A 24985-nucleotide genomic window follows, 5' to 3' on the forward strand; every position below is an offset into this window, starting at 1 on the left:
CGATTGAATCTCGCGGGGACCCGGCCGGCGGCGGCGCCTGCGCGCCGCCGTGCCGTCGGGCGGTTATGCCGTGGCGGAAGCGCGCAGGCGTTCGACGATCTGGTTGTCCTTGCCCTCGACGCGCGGCGTCAGGACGAAGTTGAACTCGATGTCCTGGTATGCGTCGGCCTTCAGCCCGAGCGCGGCGCCGCCGGTCTTGCCGGTGACGGGCGGGATCAGCTCCTCGCGCGTCGCATACGCGAAGTCGTCCCAGATCAGCGGATCGCCGTCGATGTTGAACTGCGTCGTCAGCTTGCGGTGGCCGTCGCTGGTCACGAAGAAGTGCACGTGCGCCGGGCGGTGGCCGTGGCGGCCGAGGCGGTCGAGCAGCTGCTGCGTCGCGCCCTGCGGCGGGCAGCCGTAGCCGACCGGCATCAGCGTGCGGAATTCGTACTTGCCGTCCGCGCCCGTCTTTACCGCACCGCGCAGGTTGAAATCGCTCTGCACGCCGGTCGGGTCGAAGTGCGAATAGAAGCCGTGCGAGTTCGCGTGCCAGCACTCGACCAACGCGCCGGCCACCGGCTTGCCGTCCAGATCCTTGACGGTGCCGTGGATCACCAGCGGGCCCGCGCCTGCGTCCGCGTCGAGGTCGATCTTCGCGACGCCGTCGCGCACCGGCGCGCCGGCGACGTACAGCGGGCCTTCGATCGTGCGCGGCGTGCCGCCGTCGAGGCCGATCGCCTCGTCCTCGGCGTCCATCCGGATGTCGAGATACTTCTCGAGGCCGAGGCCGGCCGCGAGCAGCGCCGCTTCGCCGTCCTGGCCGAGCTTGTTCAGGTAGTTCACGCCGGCCCACACTTCGTCGGGCGTGATGTCGAGGTCGTCGATCGCCTTGAACAGGTCGCCGAGCAGCCGCAGCACGATCTGCTGCGTGCGCGCGTCGCCGCCGTTCGCGCCGTTCGCGCCCGCGTTCGACGCGGCCTTCAGCAGATCCTGCACTTCCTTGGTTTCGAAAACTTTGACGCTCATGATGGTGTCTCCACGTGTATTTGGGGAAAGGTGACCCGGGGTGCTCGCTGTCGCGGAAGAGGCGGCGCCGTGGCTCAAACGTCGCCGTCGCGTATCGACGACGGGTGGCGACACAACGGCGTCACCGAAATCTTCATGTACGGGAACAGCGGCAGGCCGGTCAGGATCTCGTGCAGCTCGGTGTTGCCCGACACGTCGAACACGCTGTAGTTTGCGTATTCGCCGGCGATGCGCCAGATGTGGCGCCACTTGCCGCTGCGCTGCAGGTCCTGCGAGTACGCCTTCTCGCGGGTCTTGATCTCGTCGGCCACCTCGGCCGGCATGTCGGCCGGGAGGTTGACGTCCATGCGTACGTGGAAAAGCATCGTGATGTCCTGGTACGTGAGCGGGTTAGCGCGGGTTAGCGGGCGACTTTCGTCAGCCCGTCGCGGGTGAAGCGCGCGACCTTCGCTTCGTCGAGTTCGATGCCGAGGCCCGGGCCGGTCGGCACGGTCAGCTCGAAATCGCTGTAGTCGAGCGGGGTCGTGAGGATTTCCTCGGTAATCAGTAGCGGTCCGAACAGTTCGGTGCCCCACTGCAGGTTCGCGAAGCTCGCGAACAGATGCGCGGACGCAACCGTGCTGAACGCGCCTTCGAGCATCGTGCCGCCGTACAGCTCGATGCCGGCCGCGTCCGCGATCGCCGCGACGCGTTGTGCCGCGAACAGGCCGCCGCTCTGCTCGATCTTGATCGCGAACACGTCCGCGCCGTGATGCTTCGCGATCTCGAACGCGCTGTCCGGGCCCTGCAGGATTTCGTCGGCCATCAGCGCGACCGGGAAGCGGCGCATCAGCCGCGCGAGCGCCGCGGCCGACGCGACCGGCTGCTCGACCAGTTCGCAGCCGGCATCGGCGAGCGCCGGAATCGCACGCGCGGCCTGCGTTTCGCTCCATGCCATGTTCACGTCGACGCGCACCGATGCGCGATCGCCCACTGCCCGCTTGATCTCGGCCACGTGCCGGATGTCCGCGTCGAGCGCCTTCGCGCCGATCTTCAGCTTGAACACGTTGTGGCAGCGCAGGTCGAGCATCCGTTCGGCCTCGGCGATATCGGTCGCCGTGTTGCCCGATGCGAGCGTCCACGCGACCGGCAGGCGATCGCGCCGGCGGCCGCCGAGCAGCTCGCTGACCGGCACGCCGAGGCGCTTGCCGTGCGCGTCGAGCAGCGCGGTTTCGAGCGCGCTCTTCGCGAAGTGATTGACCTTCGCGAGCTTGCCGAGGAACGCCATCAGCGCCTGGATGCGCGTCGCGTCCCGGCCGATGATCGCCGGTGCGAGATACGCGTCGATCGCGAGCTTCATCGCTTCCGGGCTTTCCGGGCCGTAGGCCATCCCGGCGATCGTCGTGCCTTCGCCGAGACCCGTCACGCCGTCGCTGCAGGTCACCTTCACCAGCATCAGCGTCTGGCCGTGCATCGTGGCGACCGACAGCTTGTGCGGACGGATCGTCGGCAGGTCGACGAGGCGGGTTTCAATGCGTTCGATGGTGACTGAGGACATGGGGCACGCTGCGTGTGGGGAGTTCATGGAACGGATTTATACGCGGCGGGGAAATGGGGCGTCCAATACTTTTGGGCGCGATTTTTGATACCTGGGAGGTATTGAAATTCGGCTTCAGGCGCCGAATATTGCGGTGCACCATACCTTTTTTGGCTAGATATACCGGCCAGGAGGCTTGCTGGAGCGGGCGCGGGCGTCGTCCGGGTATCGCTTGGGTGGCGGTGGGATACGACTGCTTGCGGGCGCGGTGAATCCGGCTGAAACCGGCGGCCTGCCGAGAGGTGATTAGGGTTTTCCTGATGGGAACGCAACGAGTTGGCCGTCCTGCTTTCGGCTTCGGCGTCGGTTTCCGCGAACGACCGGAAGGCGGTCGGTATACGGATAGCGACGCTCGCCGCCGATGCTCCTCGTCCGTCAGGAGCTGACAGCACACGCCGTAGCTGCTGCAGGACGCGCGATGCCACGGCAATCAGGTCTTGCGTTGCCGGTGGACGTCAGCGTCAGCACGAAGGGTTCCGCGAATCGGTAGCCCGGCTTGCTCGAGAAGTTTCGAAAGGAAGCGCTCGGCACCCACCCGTTCGCTGTTTACGGCGTGTGGCAAGGGTGCGACACCTGATCGTAAGCAAGCTCGTCGACCGGACCAAGCGACTCGGGGCACTGCCGACCACTGAGCGCGAGTTCTGCTGATCGAGCGCCTCTTCACCTGCAAAAGTCGATCGACGAAGGTGCCGCAGGTCAATTCCGAGCTTCGTTATCCTCAGCAAACGTTCCGTTCTTGTAGTGATATGTGCGTGTCAGGGGTTCTGGTTTGGTGTAATTCAACCGGTGAATTTGGAAACCATCTCCGCCATCGACCCACCTGATCGCAACATAGGGCGATTTGTTTCCGGAGTCGGTGAACAAGTCGATATTTTTGAGGCAGGTCTGCACCAAAGTCGAGAAGACCGGTTCCGCACGGCGACCATCCAGGCGCAGCACATGCCAGCCAGTGTTGCTTGCCCAAGCCTGCTCAGGATACCTTCGGATGCAGCGCCCTGAGCAACTCGATAAACCGCGCTCCGCTTGGCGGTAAAGGGCGCGTGCGATCTGTCACGGCACAGAAGGTTACCGTGTACTGCGGGGAGCCAGGAATAATCTCCAACTTGGCCCGCGCTGCAAGTTGATCGACATAGTGGCGCGGGAGAATGCCGCTAAACCGTCCCGAGCACACGAACAGTGCGACCGAGTCAAGACCCACTGCATCCGGCCCTCGCTCGAACCCAAGTTCGCCAAGCGCGTGCTGCACGAACGGCTGTCCAATGCGGTTGACCAAGGGTGGGCGGACCCGGCCGGCAGCAGAGGCATCGAGTGTGTATATGCAGTGCGTCTCCTGGAAGAGCTCGACGTATTGCAGCGACGCGGCGCGCACGTGAACCCCCTGGATGGCCACGTGAATTCGTCTTTCAAGCAGGGCTTTCGTTAGCTCATTGATCGTCAGCGTGTGAGCTTCGAGACGAACACCGGGAGCCACCTCGTTGAGCTGCCGCAGCGCATCAGGAACGCGGCAAGCCGGATTGCTGAATGCATGGTCGGTAATACCGACGGCCAAGTCTCCGCTGACGAGACCTCGCAACGCATCAACTTGCGGCTTGATGCGATCCAGTGCATCGAGCGCTTCGGCGGTGAGCCCCAGCACCGCCCGCCCGGCTTCCGTAAGTTCGAAGCCCTGAGGGCCCCGTGTGCACAATGGCGTACCCAGCTTTGACTCCACCTCCTTGATACGCCGGCTGATCGTCGCGCGACTCATTCCCAGCCGGCTCTCCGCAGCGCCGAACCCTCTGGCCTCTGCTGCAACCCGGAAGATGCGGAGGCCTCTCAGGTCGCGCTCGATGAGTCCGTCCGGCAGACGGTCCTTGGTGTCGGTTTTTGCAATCATGGGTGCAAGTTTTGGCAGTTTTCACCTCGACAGATCGCTATCAGAATAGGGCCTCGCTCGCAGGTTTGGCAACGCACCCTCGATGAACGACCTCGAAAAGACGGTCACGTGTGGCGCGCAATTCTATCTACCCGCTGCCGAACGCGAGCGCTGGCGTGTGTGATCACGGGCCCCGAGCCTTCGGGTTAATTCGGACCATCTTGATGACTGGATCCCGACTCCGCCTGCCAGGAACCGAAACCACAAAGGAGAGGGCTGGAAAGCCCGAGGAGATGCAATGGAAGCAGCACAGTCGACAGCGATTGCCGCCCCGAAGGCGACACGCTACAGATGGTTCATGGTCGGCCTCGCATTTATTGCGATCGTGACGAACTACATGGACCGGGCAAATCTGTCCGTGGCCCTACCCTACATGAACGCGGACCTTCATTTGTCCGCCGCGGAGTCCGGGTTCATCCTCGGTGCGTTCTTCTGGACGTATGCCGCGTTCCAGATCCCGGCCGGTGCGCTGGTCGATCGCCTCGGCGCGCGGGTTGTATTTGCGGGAGCGGTAATCTGGTGGTCGGCGTTTACGATCGCGACCGCCTTCGTCCGTTCGGGTGCCGGGCTACTCGGTCTCCGTCTGATGCTGGGTGCGGGAGAAGCCGGCGCGTTCCCCGCGGCCACCAAGTTCGTCGAGCGCTGGTTCCCGCCGACCGAACGCGGGCTGGCAACCGGCATCTACGATAGTGGCGCCCGTGGGGGCACGCTCATCGCGATTCCTTTGTGCACTGCGATCATTGCCGGCTTCGGATGGAAGGCGTCGTTCATTGCCACCGGTCTGATCGGATTCGTCTGGGCGGCAGTATGGTTGCTCACCGCGACGGAGTTTCCGTCTCAGAGTCGGTTCGTCAACAAGGCCGAAGTCGAACATATCAGCCACGGAAAGCCCGACGAGAAAATTTCGTCGGTACGTATCAAGTGGCGATCGCTGCTGAAGTCGAAGACGATCTGGGCAATGTCACTCGGATTCGCCTGCCAGAGCTACGTGATCTACTTCTTCATTACCTGGTATCCGACTTACCTCGTCAAGGAGCGTGGCTTCTCGCTTCTCCAGCTTGGCTTCTTCGGCATCCTGCCGGGTCTTCTGGGGCTGGTCGGCTCATGGGTGGGCGGTTGGGCATCCGACAAGATCGCAGAGACCCGGTATGGCCTCGGTTTCGGGCGCAAGGTGTGCATCGTGGTAGGTATGGCGTTGAGCGCAACGATTGGACTTGCAGGCATTGTTCCGCAGGCGTGGTTTGCCCTCGGACTCCTGTCGATCGCCTTCTTTGGCGTCTCCGCCGCAACATCCGCCATTCTTGCCTTGCCGGCCGATGTCTCTCCACGAGGATCGCGCTCGATCGTGGGGACGATCGCGGGGTTTCAGAACTGCATCGCGAACTTCGCGGGGCTTGCCAGCCCGGTTGTGATCGGGTTCCTCAAAGACAGAACGGGCTCCTTCACCCCGGGTCTGGTGTCCGCCTCCATCGTTGCCCTTGTCGGCTGCCTCATTTACAGCTTCGCGCTGGGCCCGATCCGGTCAGATCTCTTCGAACACGTCATCGAAGATCGGTAAGCGTTCGATCTTCACGAATTTTCCCCGAATCCTTGCCCGCTCTGCCGTGACGCGTCTTCTGCGTCGCGCGGAAACCTGCACTCGAAAAATGGAGCAAACCATGAGCTTTCCGTTGACTGTTCCGCCTTCCACGAAGCATCAGAGCTTTCTGTGGTCGCCGGTCTGTACCGATCTCGACCAACTGGACGCGCATGTCGCCATTCTCGGCATCCCGTGCGGCCAGGCTTATGTCGCTGAACACATCAGCAACGATCAGAGCAAAGCGCCAGATGCCATTCGTGCCATGAGCGACCGCATCTGCCGCGCGCTCCACCACTATGACTTCGACGTCGGCGGCCCCATCTATGACAACCGGGCGCTGAAGGTGGTGGACTGCGGCAATGTCCCCGCTGACCCACGCGACCTCAGCACGCATGGTCCCCGTTCGGAAGAGGCGGTCCGGAAAATCCTGAAGGCCGGCGCCATGCCGATCATCCTGGGCGGTGACCACGCGATCCCCATCCCCGTATTGCGCGCCTACGACGATCAGGGTCCCATCACCCTTGTCCATATCGACGCTCACCTCGACTGGCGAGAAGAAATCAATGGCGTTCGTGAAGGCCTGTCGAGCACCATTCGCCGTGCGTCCGAGATGGAGCACATCGACGAAATTTTTCAGATTGGATTGCGCGCACAGGGCAGCGGCCGTCAAGCCGATTACGATGCGGCAGTAGCCTACGGCTCGCATCTGATCCCGGCGTATGAGGTTCATGAGAGGGGAATGCAGTCAGTACTCGACCGCATTGCGGACGGCGGTCGTTACTATCTGACCATCGACGCAGATGGCCTCGACCCGTCAATTGCGCCTGGCGTTGCGGGGCCGGCATTGGGAGGCATTACCTATGTGCAAATGCGCCAACTGATTCACGGCCTTGTGAAGAAAGGACGAGTCGTGGGTATGGACATCGTCGAGATAACGCCATCGATCGACGTGAACAACATTACATCGATCACCGCGGGACGCCTGATCGTCAACATGATCGGGGCGGCCGTGCGCGCCGACTATTTCGACGCTCCGCACATCGGTTGAACCTCATTCGACGTAGCACGAATCCCGATCTTGCAGCACGCCATGGCGGCAGAGCAAAGCGACAGACGTCTCGGCATGGATGCATTGACGGTAGAGCCTCGAGAGCGGGCGCTGCCGTCGCGGGATTCGAATCACGGCAACAGGTCGATGACTGCCGATCCGGAAATGTGCGAGCGTAGGTCTTGGCGTAGGTTTGCACGCTCAGCGCTGTCAGATGAGGCGCAGGACCTGCTCCACCAGCAATACCCGCAGCATCATCAGACGACGTGCAGCAACAATCCGCACAACGCCTGTTCAGTTTCCGCACACCTGAACGCAGCCCCCCACCACCCGGCGCGGCCGCGCCGGGTGGGAAGAAACCCGGATAGCCCCGCTTCTCCACACCCGCCTACCCTCGCGCGCATGCCGGTCGGGCGGCGCAACGCCCGATCCGGTCGATCCTAATTTCATCAGGAGCGTACATGGATAGCAGCAGCAACACGGCACTGTTCGACGCCGACGTCTGGCGCGGCAAGACCTTCAACGGACGCTGGCACGCGAGCCCTCATGCGGCCGACGTGATCGAGCCGGCGACCGGCAACACGCTCGGCCGCATCGGCCTCGCCGACGCCGCAGCCATCGCCGACGCGTCGGCCGCCGCGCATCGCGCGCAGCCGGCGTGGTTCGCCCTGCCGTACGACGAACGCGCGGCAGTCCTGCGCCGCGCGGCAACCGTCGCCGAAACGCACTTCGACGCGATCGTCGACTGGCTCGTGCGCGAAAGCGGCTCGACGCGCGCGAAGGCGTCGTTCGAAACGTCGGTCACGATCAAGGCGCTGCACGAGGCGGCCGGGCTGCCGTCGCGCGCGGCCGGCGAAGTGCTGCCGTCGGCGGCCGGCCGGCTGTCGCTCGCGCGCCGCCGCCCGCGCGGCGTGGTCGGCGTGATCTCGCCGTTCAACTTCCCGCTGTACCTCGCGATGCGCGCGGTCGCACCGGCACTCGCGCTCGGCAACGCGGTCGTGCTGAAACCCGATCCGCGCACGGCCGTGTGCGGCGGCGTCGCGCTCGCCCGCGTGTTCGAACTCGCCGGCCTGCCGGAAGGCGTGCTGCACGTGCTGCCCGGCGACGGCGCGGCCGGTGCGGCGCTGGTCGCCGATCCGCATGTCGCGATGATCCAGTTCACCGGCTCCACCGCGGCCGGGCGCAAGGTCGGCGAAGCGGCCGGCCGCTACCTGAAGAAGGTGTCGCTCGAACTCGGCGGCAAGAACTCGCTGATGGTGCTCGACGACGCCGATCTCGACCGCGCCGTCGCCAACACAGCATGGGGCGCGTATCTGCATCAAGGCCAGATCTGCATGGCGACCGGCCGCGTGCTCGTGCAGCGCGCGATTCACGACCGCTTCGTCGCGAAGCTCGTCGAGAAGGCCCAAAGCCTGCGGGTGGGCGACCCGGCGACCGCGGACGTCGGTCTCGGCCCGCTGATCAATGCCGCGCAGCGCGACCATGCGGCGAGCGTGATCGACGCGGCCCGCCGTGCGGGCGCACGTGTAGAGACGGGCGGCGGCCATCGCGACCTGTTCTTCGAGCCGACCGTGCTGAGCGGCGTCGCGCCGGGCAATCCGGCATTCGACGAGGAAATTTTCGGGCCGGTGGCGATCGTCGTGCCGTTCGATACCGACGAAGAGGCGATCGCGCTCGCGAACCGGACCGAATACGGGCTGTCGATGGCGATCCTGTCCGCCGACGTCGGCCGCGCACTGAGGATCGGCGAACGCTTGAACACCGGGCTGCTGCACATCAACGACCAGACGGTCAACGACGAGGTGATCAACCCGTTCGGCGGCGTCGGCGCTTCGGGCAACGGCTCGAGCATCGGCGGCAGCGCGAACTGGGAAGAATTCACGCAGTGGCAATGGCTGACGATCAAGGGCGAAGCACCGCTGTACCCGCTTTGACAAGGAGACCGACCATGTACACCGAAAACGATACGCGTGCCGTCACCGCGGCCGTCGCACGCGCCGCCGGCGCGCCCTTCTCGATCGAATCCGCCCGGATCCGCGCGCCGCGCGGCGACGAGGTGCTGGTGCGCGTCGTCGCGACGGGCCTCTGCCACACCGACCTGATCGTGCGCGACCAGTACTACCCGGTGCCGCTGCCGGCCGTGCTCGGTCATGAAGGCGCCGGCGTGGTCGAGGCGGTCGGCCCGAACGTGAAGACGCTCGCCGCGGGCGATCACGTCGTGCTGACCTACGGCGCCTGCGGCCACTGCGCGTCGTGCGTCGGCGGTCACGGCGCGTATTGCCGGCAGTTCTTCGGGCTCAATTTCGGCGGCGCCGACGCCGACGGCCACACCGCGATCCGCGACGCAGCCGGGCAACCGCTGCACGATCATTTCTTCGCGCAGTCGTCGTTCGCGAGCTACGCGCTCGCCCGCGAGAACAACGCGATCAAGGTGTCGACGGACGCGCCGCTCGAACTGCTCGGGCCGCTCGGCTGCGGGATCCAGACCGGCGCGGGCGCGGTGATCCATTCGCTCGCGGTACGCACGGGCAGCAGCTTCGCGAGCTTCGGCGCCGGCGCGGTCGGCATGAGCGCCGTGATGGCCGCGCGCGTCGCGGGCGCCACCACCATCATCGCCGTCGACATCGTGCCGTCGCGGCTCGCGCTGGCGCTCGAGCTCGGCGCGACGCACGCGATCAACAGCAAGGAAGTCGACGTCGTCGACGCGATCCGCGAGATCACCGGCGGCGGCGTCGACTACGCGCTCGAATCGACCGGACTGCCGACCGTGCTGTCGCAAGGGATCGACGCGCTCGGCTCGCGCGGCACGATGGGCGTGGTCGGCGCGCCGAAGCTCGGCACCAAGGCGGCATTCGACGTGAACAGCCTGCTGCTCGGCGGCCACACGATCCGCGGCATCGTCGAAGGCGACAGCGTGCCGCAGACCTTCATTCCGCAACTCGTGCAGCTGTATCTGCAAGGGCGGTTTCCGTTCGACCGGCTGGTGAAGTTCTATCCGCTCGAGCAGATCAACCAGGCGGCGGAAGACAGCAGCAACGGCATCACGCTCAAGCCGATCCTGCGTTTGCCGCATTGAGCGCGGGGGCGCCGCCGGCCGCCGCCCCTCGGCGGCACGCGGCGGCGCGCCGTTCGGGAAAATACCGCGCTGCGGGCACCGGGCTATATTACGCATTCGCGCGACACGCCGGGCCGCTACGCCCGGCCCCGGACATTCGACCCCAAGGAACGCAGCGTGAAGACGACTCCCGAATCCCTTGCACGGCCGGTCGACCTCGACCGGCTCCGCGCCCGCTTCGCGGCGGGCGAGCCGCTGCCGGACACGGCGTTGCCGCCCAGCGTCGCGCGCTCGTGGCTGCGTTCGCGCGACGCCGGGCTCCGGCCGTGGCAAACCGCCCGCTACGAAATGCAGCGCGAGCTCGACGAATCGCGCGCGGACCGGCGGCTGTTGCGCTGCGTCGCGCAGGAAATCGAGCAGCTCTGGGCCGCGTTCGGCGGCAGCGAGTGGACGATCTTCTGCGTCAATCCGCGCGGCACGATCGTCCATGCGCGGCGCAGTCCGCAGTGCGACGACGCGCTGCTGACGCCGATCGTCGCCGGCCGCCGGATCGTCGAACCGAACATCGGCACGACCGCGCCGAGCTGCGTGATTCACGACGGCGCCGAGGCGGTCGTCGCGGGCGCGCAGCACTATCTCGACGAACTGTCGCGGGTGTTCTGTCTCGCGGTGCCGCTGGTCGGCTTCGACGGCGAAGTGATCGGCGCGCTCGACATCACCGGCATCGGGCGGCGCAATGTCGTGCAGTTGCGCGAGCAGTTCCGGCATGCGGCGCTCTCCGCCGAGCAGCGGCTCTATGCGCTGCTGCGCGACTGCCATCTGCTGCAGGTGCAACACGATTCGCGCTGGCTCGGCACGCCGCTCGCCGGTGTCGTCGCGCTCGACGAAGCCGGCCGCGTGCGCGCGGTGAGCCGGCTCGCGCGGCAGATGCTCGACCTCGCGCCCGAAGGGCCGGTCGCGCCGGTCGATCTCCGGCACCTGTTTCCCGGTGCGACGCCCGTGCAGCAGCGCCGCTTGCTGACGCCGGCGCGCACGCCGCAGCGGATCGCGCGGGACGATGGTAGCCACGTATGGGTGCGCACCGTGCGTGCGCCGCTCGATCGGGCGACGATCGCGCGTCAGGCCGATGTGCTCGAGGAAGCCGCCGACGTCTGCGGAACGGCGCCGGCCGCCAGCCCGCAGGCGAGCCTGCACGAACAGTCGCTCGACGTGATCCGTCGGGCGCTCGACGAGCACGACGGCAATGTGTCGGCGGCCGCGCGGCAACTCGGCATTTCACGCACGACGCTTTATGCGAAGCTCAGGCAGCTCGATGCGGCGGGGCTCAGGACTGACGGGCCGCATTGACGCGACGCACCGCGCGTGCGGTGTGCGGTGTGCGGTGTGCGGTGTGCGGTGTGCGGTGTGCGGCTTGCGGCTTGCGGCTTGCGGCTTGCGGCTTGCGGCTTGCGGCTTGCGGCGATCAGTGTGACGCGATGGCGGCATGATCGTCGGCCCGGCCGGTCCACTGGCGGCTACGCCACCGCCCGCCGCGCATGCAGCCGCAACGCGGCCCACGCGATTCCGGCCGAGAAGATCCCGACCACCCCGCCGAACGTGCCGATCCACGGCAGCCCGAAATCCCCGGCGATATGGTTGCCGAGCAGCGCGCCGGCCCCGATCCCGACGTTGTACAGCCCGGAAAAGATCGACACCGCGAGATCGGTCGCCTCGGGCGCGAGCTTCAGCACCCACGCCTGCATCGCGAGACCGAAGCAGACGATCGCGCCGCCCCACACCAGCGTGTGCACCGACAGCGTGACGATGTTCAGCGCGCTCGGGAACAGGATCAGCAGGCACGCCGACAGCGCGATGATCGACGCGAGCAGGAAATCGGCGGGCCGTTCCGGAAAGACGCGATTGAAGCAGAGCGCGGCCGGCATCCCGGCGACGCCGAACAGGATCAGCACGTAGGTGATCCGGCTGCTGCTCGCGTGGTTGACGCTCTGCACGAACGGCTCGATGTACGTGTACGACGTGAAGTGCGCGGAGACCACCAGCACGGTGATCGCATACAGCGCCACGAGCGCCGGCTTCCTGAGAAACGTGCCGATGCTGGACAGCGAGCCGGCGCCCTGGCTCGCGAGCGTCGGCAGTGTCGCGCGCAGCAACAGCAGCGCGACGGCCGCCGCACCGCCGATCACGAGGAACGTCACGCGCCAGCCGAGCGCCTCGCCGATCACGCGCCCGAGCGGAATGCCGGCGACCATCGCGATCGCCGTGCCCATCGCGAGCAGGCTCAGCGCGCGGCTTTTCCGGTCGCTCGGCGCGAGCCGCACGGCCAGCGGGACGGAAATCGACCAGAACACCGCGTGCGCGCACGCGATGCCGAGCCGGCCGATCATCAGCACCGTGAAATTCCACGCGACGCCGGTCACGACATGGCTGCCGATGAACACCAGCAGCGCGCAGCTCAGCAGCTTGCGGCGCTCGACGTGGCGCGTGACGAACGTCAGCGGCAGCGACACGACGGCGACGGCCCACGCGTAGATCGTCAGCATCAGGCCGACGGCGGTCGGCTGCATCTGCAGGCTGTCGCCGATCGCGCTCAGCAGCGCGACGGGCACGAACTCGGTGGTATTGAAGATGAAGGCAGTGAGTGCCAGGGCCAGAACGCCCCACCACGACTGTTCGGAACTGACGGCGTCCGGGGTTGCCATACGGGAATTCGACGAAGGTTGGGGGCGCGGGCGGCGCGGGCAGTCGGCCCGGCGCATCGGCGCGATTGTACCAGCGGCACATGACATGCCGCGGCGGGCCGCACCGCCGGGACATGGCGATGACACGGCCGTGCGCCGATAATGCGTCGAAGGACATTTCGCGGACGATATGCCCGAACATCATCGGGCCAGGAGATTCACATGCGCATTGAAACGTCATTTCTGTTCGATCTCGACGGCACGCTCGTCGACAGCGTCTATCAGCACGTGCTCGCGTGGAAGGAAGCGCTCGATGCCGAAGGCATCGAGCTGTCGGTGTGGCGCATCCACCGCAAGATCGGGATGAGCGGCGGCCTGTTCCTGAACCAGCTGCTGCGCGAGACGGCCGGCGACCTCGACGCCGAGCGCGTCGAACGGCTCGCGCGGCTGCATGCGGCCGCATACCAGCGGCTGCGCGCGCAGGTCCGGCCGCTGCCGGGCGCGCGCGAGCTGCTGGCCGCGTTGTCGAACGCGGGCATCCGCTGGGCGATCGCGACCAGCGGCCGGATGGAAACGGCGGCCATCAACCTCGAAGCGCTCGGCGTCGATCCGGCCAAGAACGTGGTCGTCACGCGCGACCAGGTGAAGTATGCGAAGCCGGACCCCGACCTGTTCCTGACGGCCGCCGCGAAGCTGAACGTGCCGATCGAGCATACGGTCGTGGTCGGCGACAGCATCTGGGACATGCTCGCCGCGAGCCGCTGCCGCGCGCTGGGCGTCGGCCTGCTGTCGGGCGGCTACGGCAGCGACGAGCTGGAACGTGCGGGCGCACTGCGCGTGTATGACGATCCGGCGGATCTGCTGTGGCACCTCGACGAGATTGCCGCGCGGCCGTAGGCGGTTCGCGCCGTCCGAGCCGGTCGATCGCCGCGGTCAGGACGCGCCGGCCGCGGCGGCGGTGCTCGTCGCCGACCACCCTCCGCCGAGCACCTTGTACAGCGTCACCCGATTCGACAAGCTCGCGAGCTGATCGGTGACGAGTTGCTGCTGCGCCGTATACAGCGTTCGCTGCGCGGTCAGCAGCGTGAGGAAGCTGTCCGTGCCGGTCCGGTAGCGCGCCTGCGCGAGATCGTAGTAATCGCGGGCCGATCGCACGTACTCGCGATCCGCGTCGACTTGCGCGACATACGTGTCGCGTCCGGCCAGTGCATTGGCAACCTCCTTGAACGCCGTCTGGATCGCCTTTTCGTAATCGGCCACGTCGATGTCCTTGTCGATCTTCGCGACGTCGAGCGAGGCCTTGTTGCTGCCGTAGTCGAAGATCGGCATCGTGATCGTCGGCGCGAACGTCCACGCACCGGTGCCGGCCTTGAACAGTTGCGACAGGCCGCTGCTGGCCGTGCCGGCCGTCGCGGTCAGTTCGATCTTCGGAAAGAACGCGGCGCGCGCGGCGCCGATGTTCGCGTTCGCCGCCTTCAGCGTGTGTTCGGCCGCGACGATGTCGGGCCGGCGCGCCAGCAGGTCCGACGGGACGCCGGCGCCGATGTCGGCGAGCATCGCAGCGTCGTCGAGCAGCGTCGGGCCAGCGTCGAGATCGTCCGGCAACGCGCAGCCGATCTCCGCCGTCAGGTTGTTGCGGTCCTGCGCGACCGCCCGCGTATAGGACGCGACACTCGCCTTTGCGGTCGCGAGCGACGTCTGCGCCTCGCGCACGTCCTGCAACGATGCGCTGCCGATCCTCAGCATCGCGACCGTCAGATCGTAGGTGCGCTGGTCGGCGGCCGCGGTGTCCGTGGCGATCTTCAGCATCGCCTCGTCGGCGCGCAACTGCAGATAGTCGGTCGCGACCGTCGCGACGAGGGCGAGCTGCGTGCTGACGCGCGACGCGTCGGTCGACAGATAGTTCTCGAGCGCCTGACGCTTCAGGCTGCGCAGGCGGCCGAAGAAGTCGATCTCCCACGACGTCGTGCCGACCGACACGCTGGCCGAGCGCGTGACCGCGCCGTCGCTGCGCGCGTTCGACAGCGATCCGCCGGCGTCGATCGACGGCGCGAGCGCCGCGCGCGTAATGCGGTACTTTGCTTCATACTCGGCCACCTGCAGCGCCGCGACGCGCAGGTCGCGGTTATTGTCGAGCGCGAGCGCAATCAGCTTCCGCAGAGGCGGGTCGCGGTAGAAATCGCGCCAGCCGACCTCGGCTGCCGGCGGCGTCGCGGTCCCGGTCGCGGCGGACGCCGCCGCCGGCGCGGCCGTCCCGGTTCCGTATGCCGCGCCGGTCGGCCACGCGCCGGCCGTCGGCGTGGCCGGGCGTTGATAGACGGGGTCGAGCGAACACGCGCCAAGCGCCGCGACGCAGACCAGCGCCAGGAGTTTCAGTTTCATGCTTGTTCCTCTGCATGCCGTGCTTCGTCGCGGCCGTGCTCGTTGAACAGCCTGCGCACGACGACGAAGAACACCGGCACGAAAAATATCGCGAGCACCGTCGCGGCGATCATCCCGCCCGCCACCCCCGTCCCGATCGCGTGCCGCGCCGCCGAGCCGGCGCCGGTGCTGATCACGAGCGGCAGCACGCCGAACACGAACGCGAGCGACGTCATCAGGATCGGCCGCAATCGCTGATGGGCGGCTTCGAGCGTCGCTTCGATCAGTCCTTTCCCCTGCGCCTGCAGGTCCTTCGCGAATTCCACGATCAGGATCGCGTTCTTCGTCGACAGGCCGATCGTCGTCAGCAGGCCGACCTTGAAGTACACGTCGTTCGACAGGCCGCGCAGATGCGCGGCGAGCAGCGCGCCCAGCACCCCGATCGGCACGACCAGGATCACGGCCAACGGCACCGACCAGCTTTCGTACAGGCCGGCGAGGCACAGGAACACGACGATCAGCGAGATCGCGTAGAGATAGGTCGACTGCGAACCGGCGAGCACTTCCTGATACGACTGGCCGGTCCACTCGATGCCGAAGCCGGACGGCAGCTGCTTCGCGATCGTTTCGACCGCCGTCATCGCCTGGCCGGTGCTGACGCCGGGCGGCGTCTGCGCGCTCATCTGCATCGCGAGCGTGCGGTTGTAGCGCTCGATCTGCGGCGGGCCGAAGGTCCAGCGCGTGGTCGAGAATGCGGAGAACGGCACCATCACGCCGTCATAGGTCGTCGTTGTCGAGGTCGACGACGAATCGGCGCGGACATACCACTGCCCGACATCGGTCGGCATCATCCGGAACGGCGCATCGGCCTGAACGTACACCTTCTGGATCCGTCCGGTATCGATGTAGTTGTTCACGTACGACGAGCCGAACGCGGTCGACAGCGTCGAATTGATATCGGCAATCGACAGTCCGAGCGCGCTGGCCTTCTCGCGATCGATGTCGACGTAAAGCTGCGGCGAGTCCTCCAGGCCGGACGGACGCGTCATCGCGAGCGACGCATCCTGCGCGGCCAGCGCGACGAACCGGTTGCGCGCGGCCAGCAGCTTGTCGTGCCCTTGCCCCGATCGGTCCTCGATCTCGAAGTCGAGACCGCTTTGCGTGCCGAGCCCCTGGATCGCCGGCTGGTTCATCACGAAGACCTGCGCATCGCGCCGAGCCGCGAACGCGGCATTCGCGCGGCTGATCACCGCTTGCGCGCTGTCGCTCGATCCGCGCTGGCCCCAGTCCTTCAACTGGACGAACGCGAACGCGTTGTTCTGCCCTTGCCCGTTGAAACTGAAACCGTTGACGGCCATCACGTGCGCGACGGCCGACTGCTTCAGGAAATACTGTTCGACCGCCTCGACGGTTTTCAGCGTGCTCGACGCGGGCGTGCCGACCGGCGCCGACACGGACACCATGATCGAGCCCTGATCCTCTTCCGGCAGGTACGACGACGGCAGCGTCATGAACAGCAGGCCGACGACGCCCGCCATCAGCGCGTACGCGATCATCCAGCGCACGGGCTTCGCGACGACCCGCGCGAGCGACGCGCTGTATCCGGCGTTGCCCTTGTCGAACAGCCGGTTGAATGCGCCGATGAATCCCCGACGTTCGTGATGCGGGATGGAAGAAGGCGTCAGCAGCGTGGCGCAGAGCGCCGGGGTCAGCGTCAACGCGAGCAGCACCGACAACACCATCGCGGACACGATCGTCACCGAGAACTGCCGGTAGATCGCGCCCGTCGAACCCGAGAAGAACGCCATCGGGATGAATACGGCGGTCAGCACCGTCGTCACGCCGACGAGCGCGCCGGTGATCTGCCCCATCGCCTTTCGCGTTGCTTCCTTCGGCCCGAGCCCTTCGTCGGCCATGATCCGCTCGACGTTCTCGACGACGACGATCGCATCGTCGACCAGCAGTCCGATCGCGAGCACCATCGCGAACATCGACAGCACGTTGATCGAGAAGCCGATCGCCGACATCACGCCGAGCGTCCCCAACAGCGCGACCGGCACGACGATCGTCGGAATCAGCGTCGCGCGCAGGTTCTGCAGGAACAGGTACATCACGAGGAACACCAGGATCACGGCCTCGATCAGCGTCTTCACCACTTCCTCGATCGAGATCTTCACGAACGGCGTCGAATCGTACGGATAACTGATCGCGATGTCCTTCGGCAGCTGCGGCTGCAGCTCGGCGAGCTTCGCACGCACCTTGCTCGCCGTCGACATCGCGTTCGCGCCGGTCGACAGCTTGATCGCGAGCGCGGCGGCCGGCTTGCCGTCGAGCCGCGACGACGTGTCGTACGAATCGCCGCCGATCTCGACGCGCGCGACATCCTTCAGCCGCACCGTCGAGCCGTCGGTGTTCACGCGCAGCAGGATGTCGCCGAACTGTGCCGGCGTCGTCAGCAGGCTCGACGACGCGATGGTCGCGTTGAGCGCCTGCGTGTCCGTCGCGGGCGCGCCGCCCAGCTCGCCGACCGACAGTTGCACGTTCTGGTTCGTGATGGCCGTCGTCACGTCGGACGCGGTCAGCCCGACGCTTTTCAGCCGCACCGGGTTCAGCCAGATGCGCATCGCGTGCTGGGCGCCGAACAACGTGACGTCGCCGACGCCGCTCAGCTGGGTCAGCTGATCCTGGATCTGCGTCGTGATCACGTTGCCGAGATCGATCGAGCTCAGCGAGCCGCCCGGCGACGACAGCGCGACGATCATCAGGAAGTTGCTGGACGCCTTCGCCACCTGGACGCCCTGTTCCTGCACCGTCTGCGGCAGCGATGCAGAGGCTTGCGTCACCTTGTTCTGCACCTGCACCTGTGCGATGTCGGCGTCGGTGCCGGGCGCGAACGTCAGCGTGATCGACGCCTGCCCGGCGTTGCTGCTGGTCGACGACATGTACAGCAGGTTGTCGATGCCGGACAGCTTCTGCTCGATCACCTGCGTGACGGTCTTCGCCACCGTGTCGGCCGATGCGCCGGGATAGGTCGCGGTCACCATCACCGAAGGCGGCGCGATCGTCGGATACTGTTCGACCGGCAGCCTCGTGGTCGCCGCGCCGCCGATCAGCATGATCACGATCGCGATGACCCATGCGAGGACCGGGCGCTGAATGAAAAAGCCTGCCATGCGCCCTCCTTACGGCTTCGCCGACGACGTCGCGACAGCGGCCGACGCGCCACTGGCCGTGCTTCCAGCCACGCTACCAGCCGCGCTACCGGCCACCCCCGCCGCCGCGCCCGACGCATCGGACATCACGTGAACGGCCGCGCCGGCCTGCACCTTCTGCAAGCCGTCGACGATCACGCGATCCCCGGCCTTCAGGCCGCTCGACACGAGCCACTGGTTTCCATAAGCGTCATCCGCACGCACCGCGACCTGCTTCGCGTGGCCGGTCGCATCGACGACCCACACGCTCGCGCTGCCGTCCGCCGCGCGCGTGACCGCGAGCTGCGGCACCAGCAGCGCATTCGCGTCGACGCCCGCGTCGAGTGCCGCGCGCACGTACATCCCCGGCAACAGCTCGCCGTCGGGGTTCGGGAACACGATCCGCAGCGTGACGGAGCCGGTCGTCTGATCGACGGTGATGCCGGAGAACTGCAGCACGCCATCGTGCGGATACGACGTGCCGTCTTCCATCGTGAGCCGGACGACGGCACCGTCGCCGGCGCGCTGCAGCCGGCCCGATGCGTAGGCCTTGCGCAGCCGCAGCCATTCGGCGCTCGAACGCGTCACGTCGAGATACATCCGGTCGTACGCATGTATGGTCGCGAGCGCGGTGGTCTGGTCGGCCGTCACCAGCGCGCCCTCGGTCACCGACGACGCGCCGATGCGTCCGGAAATCGGCGCCGTGATCCGCGTGTAGCCCAGATTGACGCGGGCCGACTCGAGCGACGCGCGATCGGCCAGCACGTCGGCCTCGTCCTCGCGCACGGCCGCGATCGCGTCGTCGTTGTCCTGCGCGCTGACCGCGCTGATCTTCACGAGCGCCGCGTAGCGCGCCGCCTTGGTCTTCGCGGACGCGAGCGTCGCCTCGGCCTTCGCGAGCGTGCCGCGCGCCTGATCGTAGGCCGCCTGGTAGGTCGCCGGATCGATCTGGTACAGCACCTGGCCGGCCTTCACGTCAGCCCCTTCGGTAAACAGCCGCTTGCGGACGATCCCGCCGATCTGCGGTCGCACGTCCGACACCATCAGCGCCGACAAACGCCCCGACAGCACCGTCTGCTCGGCGATCCGCTGCGGCGCGACGGTCTGGACGCCGACTTCGACGGCCGCCGCCGCGCCACCCGGGCCGGCCGCCCCACCGCGATCGCCGCAGCCCGCGATTCCGAACGCCGCGAACAGCGCCAGCACGACCGGCCAGCGCCTCCGGCAATACTCCCATTGCTTGTTCATGTGTACGACCATTACCCTTCTTCGAAGTCGTGCACGATACGGCAAACATCACCTAAGTTGTTGATTGTTATGCGCATTCACATATTGTGTCGGGATTGACACAGACCAGACGCGCGCGTCGGAGTACATTTGTCGGCGCATCCATCGCGGCCGCGCGCCGCACATCACACGCTCGCAACAACGGTGAACGCATTGACCGCCACTCCCATCCTGATCGTCGAGGACGACGCCGACATCAGCGTCTCGCTGGCCGCCTTTCTCTCCGGCAAGGGTTACGTCACGCACGTCGCGGACAGCGTCGAAGCCGCCGACGCGCTGCTCGCGACGGTCGACGTCGACCTGGTCCTGCTCGACGTCATGCTGCCGGGCAAGGACGGGCTCGACCTGTGCCGTCGGCTGCATGCGAAGGGCGGGCCGCGCATCATCATGCTGACGGCACTCGACGACCCGACGGACAAGGTCGTCGGCCTCGAACTGGGCGCCGACGATTACGTGCCGAAGCCGTTCGATCCGCGCGAGCTGCTCGCCCGCATCCGTGCCGTGCTGCGTCGCCCGGGCGCCGCGGACGATGCCGAACGCAAGCCGGGCGCCGAGCTGGTGCTGCAGTTCTCGGGCTGCACGTTCTATCCGTACCGGCGTTTCGTGCGCTCGGCGGCAGGCCTGCGCGTGCCGCTCACCGGCGCGGAAACCGACCTGCTGCTGGTGCTCTGCCAGCATGTCCGCAAGGTGCTGTCCCGCGAGGAACTCATCAACCTCACGCGTGGCCGGAACTTCCCGATCTCCGAGCGCTCGATCGACCTGCTCGTGAGCCGGCTGCGCCGCAAGCTCGCCGGCGACGATCCGCTCGACGAGACGATCCGTACCGTCCGCGCCGACGGCTACGCGTTCCAGCCCGACGTCACGTTCGCCTGATGCGTCACGTCCTGTCGACCACGCTCGGCCAGATCCTGGTCATCCTCACGTGCGCGTCGATCGCCACCGCGCTACTGTTCATCGTGCTGCTGTCGTATCACGCGCCGCCCCCGCCGCCGTGGCCGTGGCAGAGCGCATACCGCATCGCCGGTGCCGTCGGCACGCTGCAGGCCATGCCGGACGATGCGCGCGGCGCCGTCGTCGCGACCTGGCACCAGCCCAACCTGAACTACCGGCTCGCGCAAGCGCCCTCGCGGTGCACGACGGTGACGGCGGACACGCGCGATCTGGAGGCCGTGCTGAAATCCGAACTGCCGGCGAGCGGCGCGCTGACCGTGCGCGCATGCCCGCGCGGCAACCCTGACGAATCGATCCGCGTACGCGTGCCGATCGGCCGCGACACGCTCGAGGTGCTCACGCATCGCATCACGCGCGATCCGCCGCGTTACACGTTTCCGTTCTACGGCGCGCTGATCTTCATGTGCGTGGGCATCGCGGCGATGTCGGCCTGGGCCATTGCCCGCGTGATCCGGCCGTTGCGGCGGCTGTCGGAGCAGGCCGATGCGTTCGGCCAGGCGATGGCGGTCGCGCCGATCGAGGAAGAAGGCCCGCTCGAGATTCGCCGCGCAGCGCATGCGTTCAACCTGATGCAGGAACGCATCGCGCATTCGATCCGCAACCGCACGCGGATGCTGGCCGCGATCAGCCACGACCTGCGCACGCCGCTCACACGGATGCGCCTGCAGCTCGAAATGGAACAGACGGACGCCGTGCGCGACAAGCTGATTCGCAATCTCGACCTGATGCAGTCGATGGTCACGTCGGCGCTGGCGTTTCTCAGCAGCGGCACGGCACACGAAGAGAAGGAATGGCTGGACCTCGGCGCGCTCATCGCGACGCTGTGCGACGAATACGAGGAAGCCGGCGCGGCGGTCCGCTACGACGGCCCCGACAAGATCCGCATGTTCTGCTGGCCCGATGCGATGCAGCGGGTGCTGACGAATCTCGTCGAAAACGCGACCCACTTCGGCAGCAGCGTGCTGATCGTCGCGTCGGTCGACGACCGGCACGTGCGCATCGACGTCGCCGACGACGGACCGGGCATCCCCGACGATCGCCTGCAGGACGTGATCGAGCCGTTCGTCCGGCTCGATCCGGCGCGCGGCGATCGTCCGGGCAGCGTCGGGCTCGGGCTGTCGATCGTGCGCGAGATCGTGCAGGCGCACGGCGGGACGTTCGTGCTGCGGAACCGGGAGCCGACGGGGCTGGTCGCGCGGATCGTGCTGCCGCTGTCGTGATGTGCGCGGGCGCCGGTCCGTCCGCCTGTCGCGCATCGACCGCCGGCCGCCGACTGCAGCCGCTCGCGCTCGCACGGCGGGCATAGCGTTGATCCGGTCGCCCCGGCGACCGCTCCCGGAACGCCGCTTCCGGCGCGGCAACGCTCACGAATGGTATGCCGATTCCCCGTGCGACCGGATGTCGAGCCCTTCGCGTTCGCTTTCCCCATCGACGCGCAAACCGATCGTCACGTCGACCAGCTTGAACGCGACGATCGACACGACCGTCGACCACACGAGCGACGTCCCCACGCCCCAGCACTGCGCGATCAGCTGATCGCCGATGTGGTAGTCGGCGACCCTGTTCGCCACGTAGTCGTAGATCCCGGTGCCGCCCAGCGACGGCGACGCGAACACCCCGGTGAGCAGCGCCCCCGCGATGCCGCCGATGCAGTGCACGCCGAACACGTCGAGCGAATCGTCGACGCCGAGGATACGCTTGAGCCCGTTGACGCCCCAATAGCAGACGACGCCCGCGATCAGCCCCATCGCGATCGCGCCCATCGGCCCGACGAATCCGCATGCCGGGGTGATCACGACCAGCCCCGCGATCGCGCCGGACACCGCGCCGAGCATGGACGGCTTCTTCTTCAACGACCATTCGACGCAGGTCCACGACACCGTCGCCGCGCAGGTGGCCAGCAGCGTCGTGACGAACGCGAGCGTGGCCGCGCCGCTTGCCTCGAGCGCGGAACCGACATTGAATCCGAACCAGCCGACCCACAGCAGCGACCCGCCGATCATCGTCATCGTGAGGTTGTGCGGCGCCATCGTCTCGCGGCCGAAGCCCGACCGCTTGCCGATCATGATCGCGCCGACCAGCGCCGCGATGCCCGCATTGATATGCACCACGGTGCCGCCGGCGAAATCGATCGCGCCCTTCTGGAACAGGAAGCCGGCCGTCGCGTTGGCCTTGTCGGCCGCCGCGGCGCTCGTGTAAGCGTCGGGACCCGCCCAGTACCAGACCATGTGCGCAATCGGCAGGTACGAAAAGGTAAACCACAGCACCATGAACGCCAGCACCGCGGAGAATTTCGCGCGTTCGGCGATGCCGCCCACGATCAGCGCGGGCGTGATCGCGGCGAACGTCAGCTGGAACGACACGTAGATGAACTCCGGAATGACGACGCCCTTGCTGAACGTCGCGGCGGTCGAATCCGGCGTGATGCCGGCCAGGAACGCCTTCGAGAGCCCGCCGAAGAACGCGTTGCCCTCGGTGAACGCGATGCTGTAGCCGTAGACCGCCCACAGAACGCCGAGCAGGCAGAACACCACGAGTGTCTGCATCAGGATCGACAGCATGTTCTTGGCGCGCACCATGCCGCCGTAGAACAGGCCCAGCCCGGGTGCCGCCATCATCACGACCAGCAGCGTCGCGACGATCATCCACGCGGTGTCGCCCTTGTTCGGCACCGGCACCGCGGCCGCCACCTTGTCGTCCGCGAATGCGGGCAGCGCCAGCATCGCGAGCCAGGCCCACAGAATCCAGCCAATCGTCTTTTTCATGTCGTTTCCTCGAACCCAGGCATGCACCGCCCCGCGATGCACGCGCGAACCGTTGACGAACCCGCACTATCGGGAATGAACACGACACGACGCGGCTTCACCGCGTGCGTCGCATGGACCGAACCGGTCGATGACGGAACGCCGCATGCCGACGCGGCGCCCCGTCATGCGCACGGTCACGCCGGGATCACTCGCGCCCGCCCGGAATCCACGACGTGCCGGCAAGCGGCACCCGCGCCATGCCGGCCGCCTCGACCGTCAGCGCGACGAGATCCTCGCGCTCGAGGTGGTGCACGTTCTGCTTGCCGCATGCGCGTGCAATGGTCGTCAGCTCCATGTTCAGCGTCTTCAGGTAGTTCCGCACACGACGCGCGCCCTCTTCCGGCTCGAGACGCTTTTCGAGGACTGCGTCCTGCGTCGTCACGCCGACCGGACACTTGCCGGTATGGCAGTGGTGACAGAAGCCCGGCGACGTATGGAGCGCCGCGTAATCGGCCACGGCCGAATGCAGCATGCCGTCCTGGAAGTAGGACTCGCTGTTGCAGCCGAGCGCCATCAGGACCCCCTGGCCGATTGCGACGGCATCGGCGCCCAGCGCGAGCGCCTTCGCGACGTCCGCACCGGTGCGGATGCCGCCCGACACGATAAGCTGAACCTGCCCCTTCATGTTCAGATCCTCGAGCGCATCGACGGCCTGGCGAACCGCCGCCAGCGTTGGGATGCCGACGTTCTCGATAAAGCAGGTCTGGGTTGCCGCCGTGCCGCCCTGCATCCCGTCGACCACGACGACATCCGCGCCCGCATGGACCGCGAGCTTCACGTCATTGAACGTTCGCGTTGCCCCGACCTTCACGTAGACCGGCTTTTCCCAGTCCGTGATCTCGCGCAGTTCCTGGATCTTGATCGCGAGATCGTCCGGGCCGGTCCAGTCCGGATGGCGGCTCGCCGAGCGCTGGTCGACGCCCGCCGGCAGCGTGCGCATCGACGCCACGCGCGGATTGACCTTCTGGCCGAGCAGCATGCCGCCGCCGCCCGGCTTCGCACCTTGCCCGATCACGACCTCAATCGCATCGGCGCGGCGCACGTCGTCCGGATTGAACCCATAGCGCGACGGCAAACACTGGTAGACGAGCGTCTTCGACGAACGGCGTTCTTCCTGCGTCATCCCGCCGTCACCGGTCGTCGTCGACGTGCCGGCCGCCGTGGCCGCACGACCGAGCGCTTCCTTGACGTTCGCCGACAGCGCGCCGAAGCTCATCCCGGCTATGGTGATCGGGATGTCGAGCACGACGGGCTTCTTCGCGAAGCGCGTGCCGAGCACGGTCTGCGTCGTGCACTTCTCGCGATAGCCTTCAAGCGGGTAACGCGAAAGAGACGCGCCAAGAAACAGCAGATCGTCAAAGTGCGGTACATGGCGCTTTGCACCAAGGCCGCGAATCTCGTACAACCCGCGTTGGGCGGCCGTGTGGATGTAATCGATCGTCTTGCGGTCGTAGCCGTACGACTCTTCCTGCTGCAAGCGGGCGAAATGAATGGGTTTGACTTCCATGGCGTTGCCTCGATGGAGCGTG

The 24985-nt window shown here is 66.8% G+C and carries 18 protein-coding genes; 8 read left to right on the forward strand and 10 right to left on the reverse strand.

What is annotated here, in order from left to right; genetic code table 11:
- Positions 1–63: 63 nt before the first annotated feature.
- From catA to U5771_RS19975, 4 genes are all read right to left on the reverse strand, one after another.
- The gene (gene catA, locus U5771_RS19960) at positions 64–1008 is read right to left on the reverse strand and encodes a catechol 1,2-dioxygenase (protein WP_322025574.1); all 945 of its coding nucleotides are present in this window, start codon (positions 1006–1008) and stop codon (positions 64–66) included.
- Positions 1009–1082: 74 nt separating this feature from the next.
- Positions 1083–1373, reverse strand: a complete 291-nt coding sequence (gene catC / locus U5771_RS19965) for a muconolactone Delta-isomerase (RefSeq protein WP_322025575.1) — start codon at positions 1371–1373, stop codon at positions 1083–1085.
- A 35-nt stretch (positions 1374–1408) separates the two neighbouring features.
- Positions 1409–2545, reverse strand: a complete 1137-nt coding sequence (locus U5771_RS19970; RefSeq protein ID WP_322025576.1) for a muconate/chloromuconate family cycloisomerase — start codon at positions 2543–2545, stop codon at positions 1409–1411.
- 1009 nt (positions 2546–3554) lie between these two features.
- Positions 3555–4460, reverse strand: coding sequence for a LysR family transcriptional regulator (locus U5771_RS19975; protein WP_322025577.1), 906 nt, complete (start codon positions 4458–4460; stop codon positions 3555–3557).
- Between the two features lie 277 nt (positions 4461–4737).
- On the opposite strand from U5771_RS19975, the gene U5771_RS19980 reads away from it, so the two are divergent.
- From U5771_RS19980 to U5771_RS20000, 5 genes are all read left to right on the forward strand, one after another.
- A complete protein-coding gene (locus U5771_RS19980; RefSeq protein ID WP_322025578.1) occupies positions 4738–6057 on the forward strand; it encodes an MFS transporter in 1320 nt (439 codons plus the stop codon).
- A gap of 100 nt (positions 6058–6157) precedes the next feature.
- Positions 6158–7126: an agmatinase gene (locus U5771_RS19985; protein WP_322025579.1), complete on the forward strand. Its 969-nt coding sequence runs from the start codon at positions 6158–6160 to the stop codon at positions 7124–7126.
- A gap of 461 nt (positions 7127–7587) precedes the next feature.
- Positions 7588–9060 (forward strand): benzaldehyde dehydrogenase, encoded by a 1473-nt coding sequence (locus tag U5771_RS19990; protein WP_322025580.1) that lies wholly within the window; start codon positions 7588–7590, stop codon positions 9058–9060.
- A gap of 14 nt (positions 9061–9074) precedes the next feature.
- Positions 9075–10202, forward strand: coding sequence for an NAD(P)-dependent alcohol dehydrogenase (locus U5771_RS19995; RefSeq protein ID WP_322025581.1), 1128 nt, complete (start codon positions 9075–9077; stop codon positions 10200–10202).
- A 156-nt stretch (positions 10203–10358) separates the two neighbouring features.
- Positions 10359–11528, forward strand: a complete 1170-nt coding sequence (locus U5771_RS20000) for a helix-turn-helix domain-containing protein (protein ID WP_322025582.1) — start codon at positions 10359–10361, stop codon at positions 11526–11528.
- A 167-nt stretch (positions 11529–11695) separates the two neighbouring features.
- Here the strand turns inward: U5771_RS20000 and U5771_RS20005 are convergent, their stop codons facing one another.
- Positions 11696–12880 carry a sugar transporter gene (locus U5771_RS20005; RefSeq protein ID WP_322025583.1) on the reverse strand — a complete coding sequence of 395 codons (1185 nt, stop codon included), beginning with the start codon at positions 12878–12880 and terminating at the stop codon, positions 11696–11698.
- Between the two features lie 201 nt (positions 12881–13081).
- Between U5771_RS20005 and U5771_RS20010 the strand changes: the two genes are divergently transcribed.
- Positions 13082–13756, forward strand: coding sequence for an HAD family hydrolase (locus U5771_RS20010; RefSeq protein ID WP_322025584.1), 675 nt, complete (start codon positions 13082–13084; stop codon positions 13754–13756).
- A gap of 36 nt (positions 13757–13792) precedes the next feature.
- On the opposite strand, the gene U5771_RS20015 is transcribed toward U5771_RS20010, so the two are convergent.
- The 3 genes from U5771_RS20015 to U5771_RS20025 are packed head-to-tail and all read right to left on the reverse strand — an operon-like array spanning position 13793 to position 19659.
- On the reverse strand, positions 13793–15241 hold the full coding sequence (locus U5771_RS20015) for an efflux transporter outer membrane subunit (protein WP_322025585.1): 1449 nt from the start codon (positions 15239–15241) through the stop codon (positions 13793–13795).
- The gene (locus tag U5771_RS20020) at positions 15238–18393 is read right to left on the reverse strand and encodes an efflux RND transporter permease subunit (RefSeq protein WP_322025586.1); all 3156 of its coding nucleotides are present in this window, start codon (positions 18391–18393) and stop codon (positions 15238–15240) included. The genes U5771_RS20015 and U5771_RS20020 overlap by 4 nt, the downstream gene beginning before the upstream one ends.
- A gap of 9 nt (positions 18394–18402) precedes the next feature.
- Positions 18403–19659 carry an efflux RND transporter periplasmic adaptor subunit gene (locus tag U5771_RS20025; RefSeq protein ID WP_322025587.1) on the reverse strand — a complete coding sequence of 419 codons (1257 nt, stop codon included), beginning with the start codon at positions 19657–19659 and terminating at the stop codon, positions 18403–18405.
- A gap of 192 nt (positions 19660–19851) precedes the next feature.
- On the opposite strand from U5771_RS20025, the gene U5771_RS20030 reads away from it, so the two are divergent.
- Both U5771_RS20030 and U5771_RS20035 read left to right on the forward strand, forming a co-directional pair.
- The gene (locus U5771_RS20030) at positions 19852–20571 is read left to right on the forward strand and encodes a response regulator transcription factor (protein ID WP_322025588.1); all 720 of its coding nucleotides are present in this window, start codon (positions 19852–19854) and stop codon (positions 20569–20571) included.
- Positions 20571–21869 (forward strand): ATP-binding protein, encoded by a 1299-nt coding sequence (locus tag U5771_RS20035; protein ID WP_322025589.1) that lies wholly within the window; start codon positions 20571–20573, stop codon positions 21867–21869. The genes U5771_RS20030 and U5771_RS20035 overlap by 1 nt, the downstream gene beginning before the upstream one ends.
- Before the next feature lie 144 nt (positions 21870–22013).
- On the opposite strand, the gene U5771_RS20040 is transcribed toward U5771_RS20035, so the two are convergent.
- Together U5771_RS20040 and U5771_RS20045 are read right to left on the reverse strand one after the other, a co-directional pair.
- A complete protein-coding gene (locus tag U5771_RS20040; RefSeq protein WP_415859418.1) occupies positions 22014–23414 on the reverse strand; it encodes an ammonium transporter in 1401 nt (466 codons plus the stop codon).
- A 187-nt stretch (positions 23415–23601) separates the two neighbouring features.
- Positions 23602–24963 carry an FMN-binding glutamate synthase family protein gene (locus U5771_RS20045; protein WP_322025590.1) on the reverse strand — a complete coding sequence of 454 codons (1362 nt, stop codon included), beginning with the start codon at positions 24961–24963 and terminating at the stop codon, positions 23602–23604.
- Between the last annotated feature and the right edge of the window lie 22 nt (positions 24964–24985).

This window comes from Burkholderia sp. BCC1977 (assembly GCF_905339595.1).
In the GTDB taxonomy this organism is placed as follows: Bacteria; Pseudomonadota; Gammaproteobacteria; order Burkholderiales; family Burkholderiaceae; genus Burkholderia.

Bases quoted from the DNA above. Each gene is read 5' to 3' on its own strand.
- U5771_RS19980 (WP_322025578.1), top strand. From the start codon at position 4,738: ATGGAAGCAGCACAGTCGACAGCGATTGCCGCCCCGAAGGCGACACGC.
- U5771_RS20010 (WP_322025584.1), top strand. From the start codon at position 13,082: ATGCGCATTGAAACGTCATTTCTGTTCGATCTCGACGGCACGCTCGTC.
- U5771_RS20020 (WP_322025586.1), bottom strand. From the start codon at position 18,393: ATGGCAGGCTTTTTCATTCAGCGCCCGGTCCTCGCATGGGTCATCGCG.
- U5771_RS20025 (WP_322025587.1), bottom strand. From the start codon at position 19,659: ATGAACAAGCAATGGGAGTATTGCCGGAGGCGCTGGCCGGTCGTGCTG.
- U5771_RS19990 (WP_322025580.1), top strand. From the start codon at position 7,588: ATGGATAGCAGCAGCAACACGGCACTGTTCGACGCCGACGTCTGGCGC.
- U5771_RS19975 (WP_322025577.1), bottom strand. From the start codon at position 4,460: ATGATTGCAAAAACCGACACCAAGGACCGTCTGCCGGACGGACTCATC.
- U5771_RS19995 (WP_322025581.1), top strand. From the start codon at position 9,075: ATGTACACCGAAAACGATACGCGTGCCGTCACCGCGGCCGTCGCACGC.
- U5771_RS20035 (WP_322025589.1), top strand. From the start codon at position 20,571: ATGCGTCACGTCCTGTCGACCACGCTCGGCCAGATCCTGGTCATCCTC.
- U5771_RS20040 (WP_415859418.1), bottom strand. From the start codon at position 23,414: ATGAAAAAGACGATTGGCTGGATTCTGTGGGCCTGGCTCGCGATGCTG.
- U5771_RS20015 (WP_322025585.1), bottom strand. From the start codon at position 15,241: ATGAAACTGAAACTCCTGGCGCTGGTCTGCGTCGCGGCGCTTGGCGCG.
- U5771_RS19970 (WP_322025576.1), bottom strand. From the start codon at position 2,545: ATGTCCTCAGTCACCATCGAACGCATTGAAACCCGCCTCGTCGACCTG.
- catC (WP_322025575.1), bottom strand. From the start codon at position 1,373: ATGCTTTTCCACGTACGCATGGACGTCAACCTCCCGGCCGACATGCCG.
- U5771_RS19985 (WP_322025579.1), top strand. From the start codon at position 6,158: ATGAGCTTTCCGTTGACTGTTCCGCCTTCCACGAAGCATCAGAGCTTT.
- catA (WP_322025574.1), bottom strand. From the start codon at position 1,008: ATGAGCGTCAAAGTTTTCGAAACCAAGGAAGTGCAGGATCTGCTGAAG.
- U5771_RS20045 (WP_322025590.1), bottom strand. From the start codon at position 24,963: ATGGAAGTCAAACCCATTCATTTCGCCCGCTTGCAGCAGGAAGAGTCG.
- U5771_RS20005 (WP_322025583.1), bottom strand. From the start codon at position 12,880: ATGGCAACCCCGGACGCCGTCAGTTCCGAACAGTCGTGGTGGGGCGTT.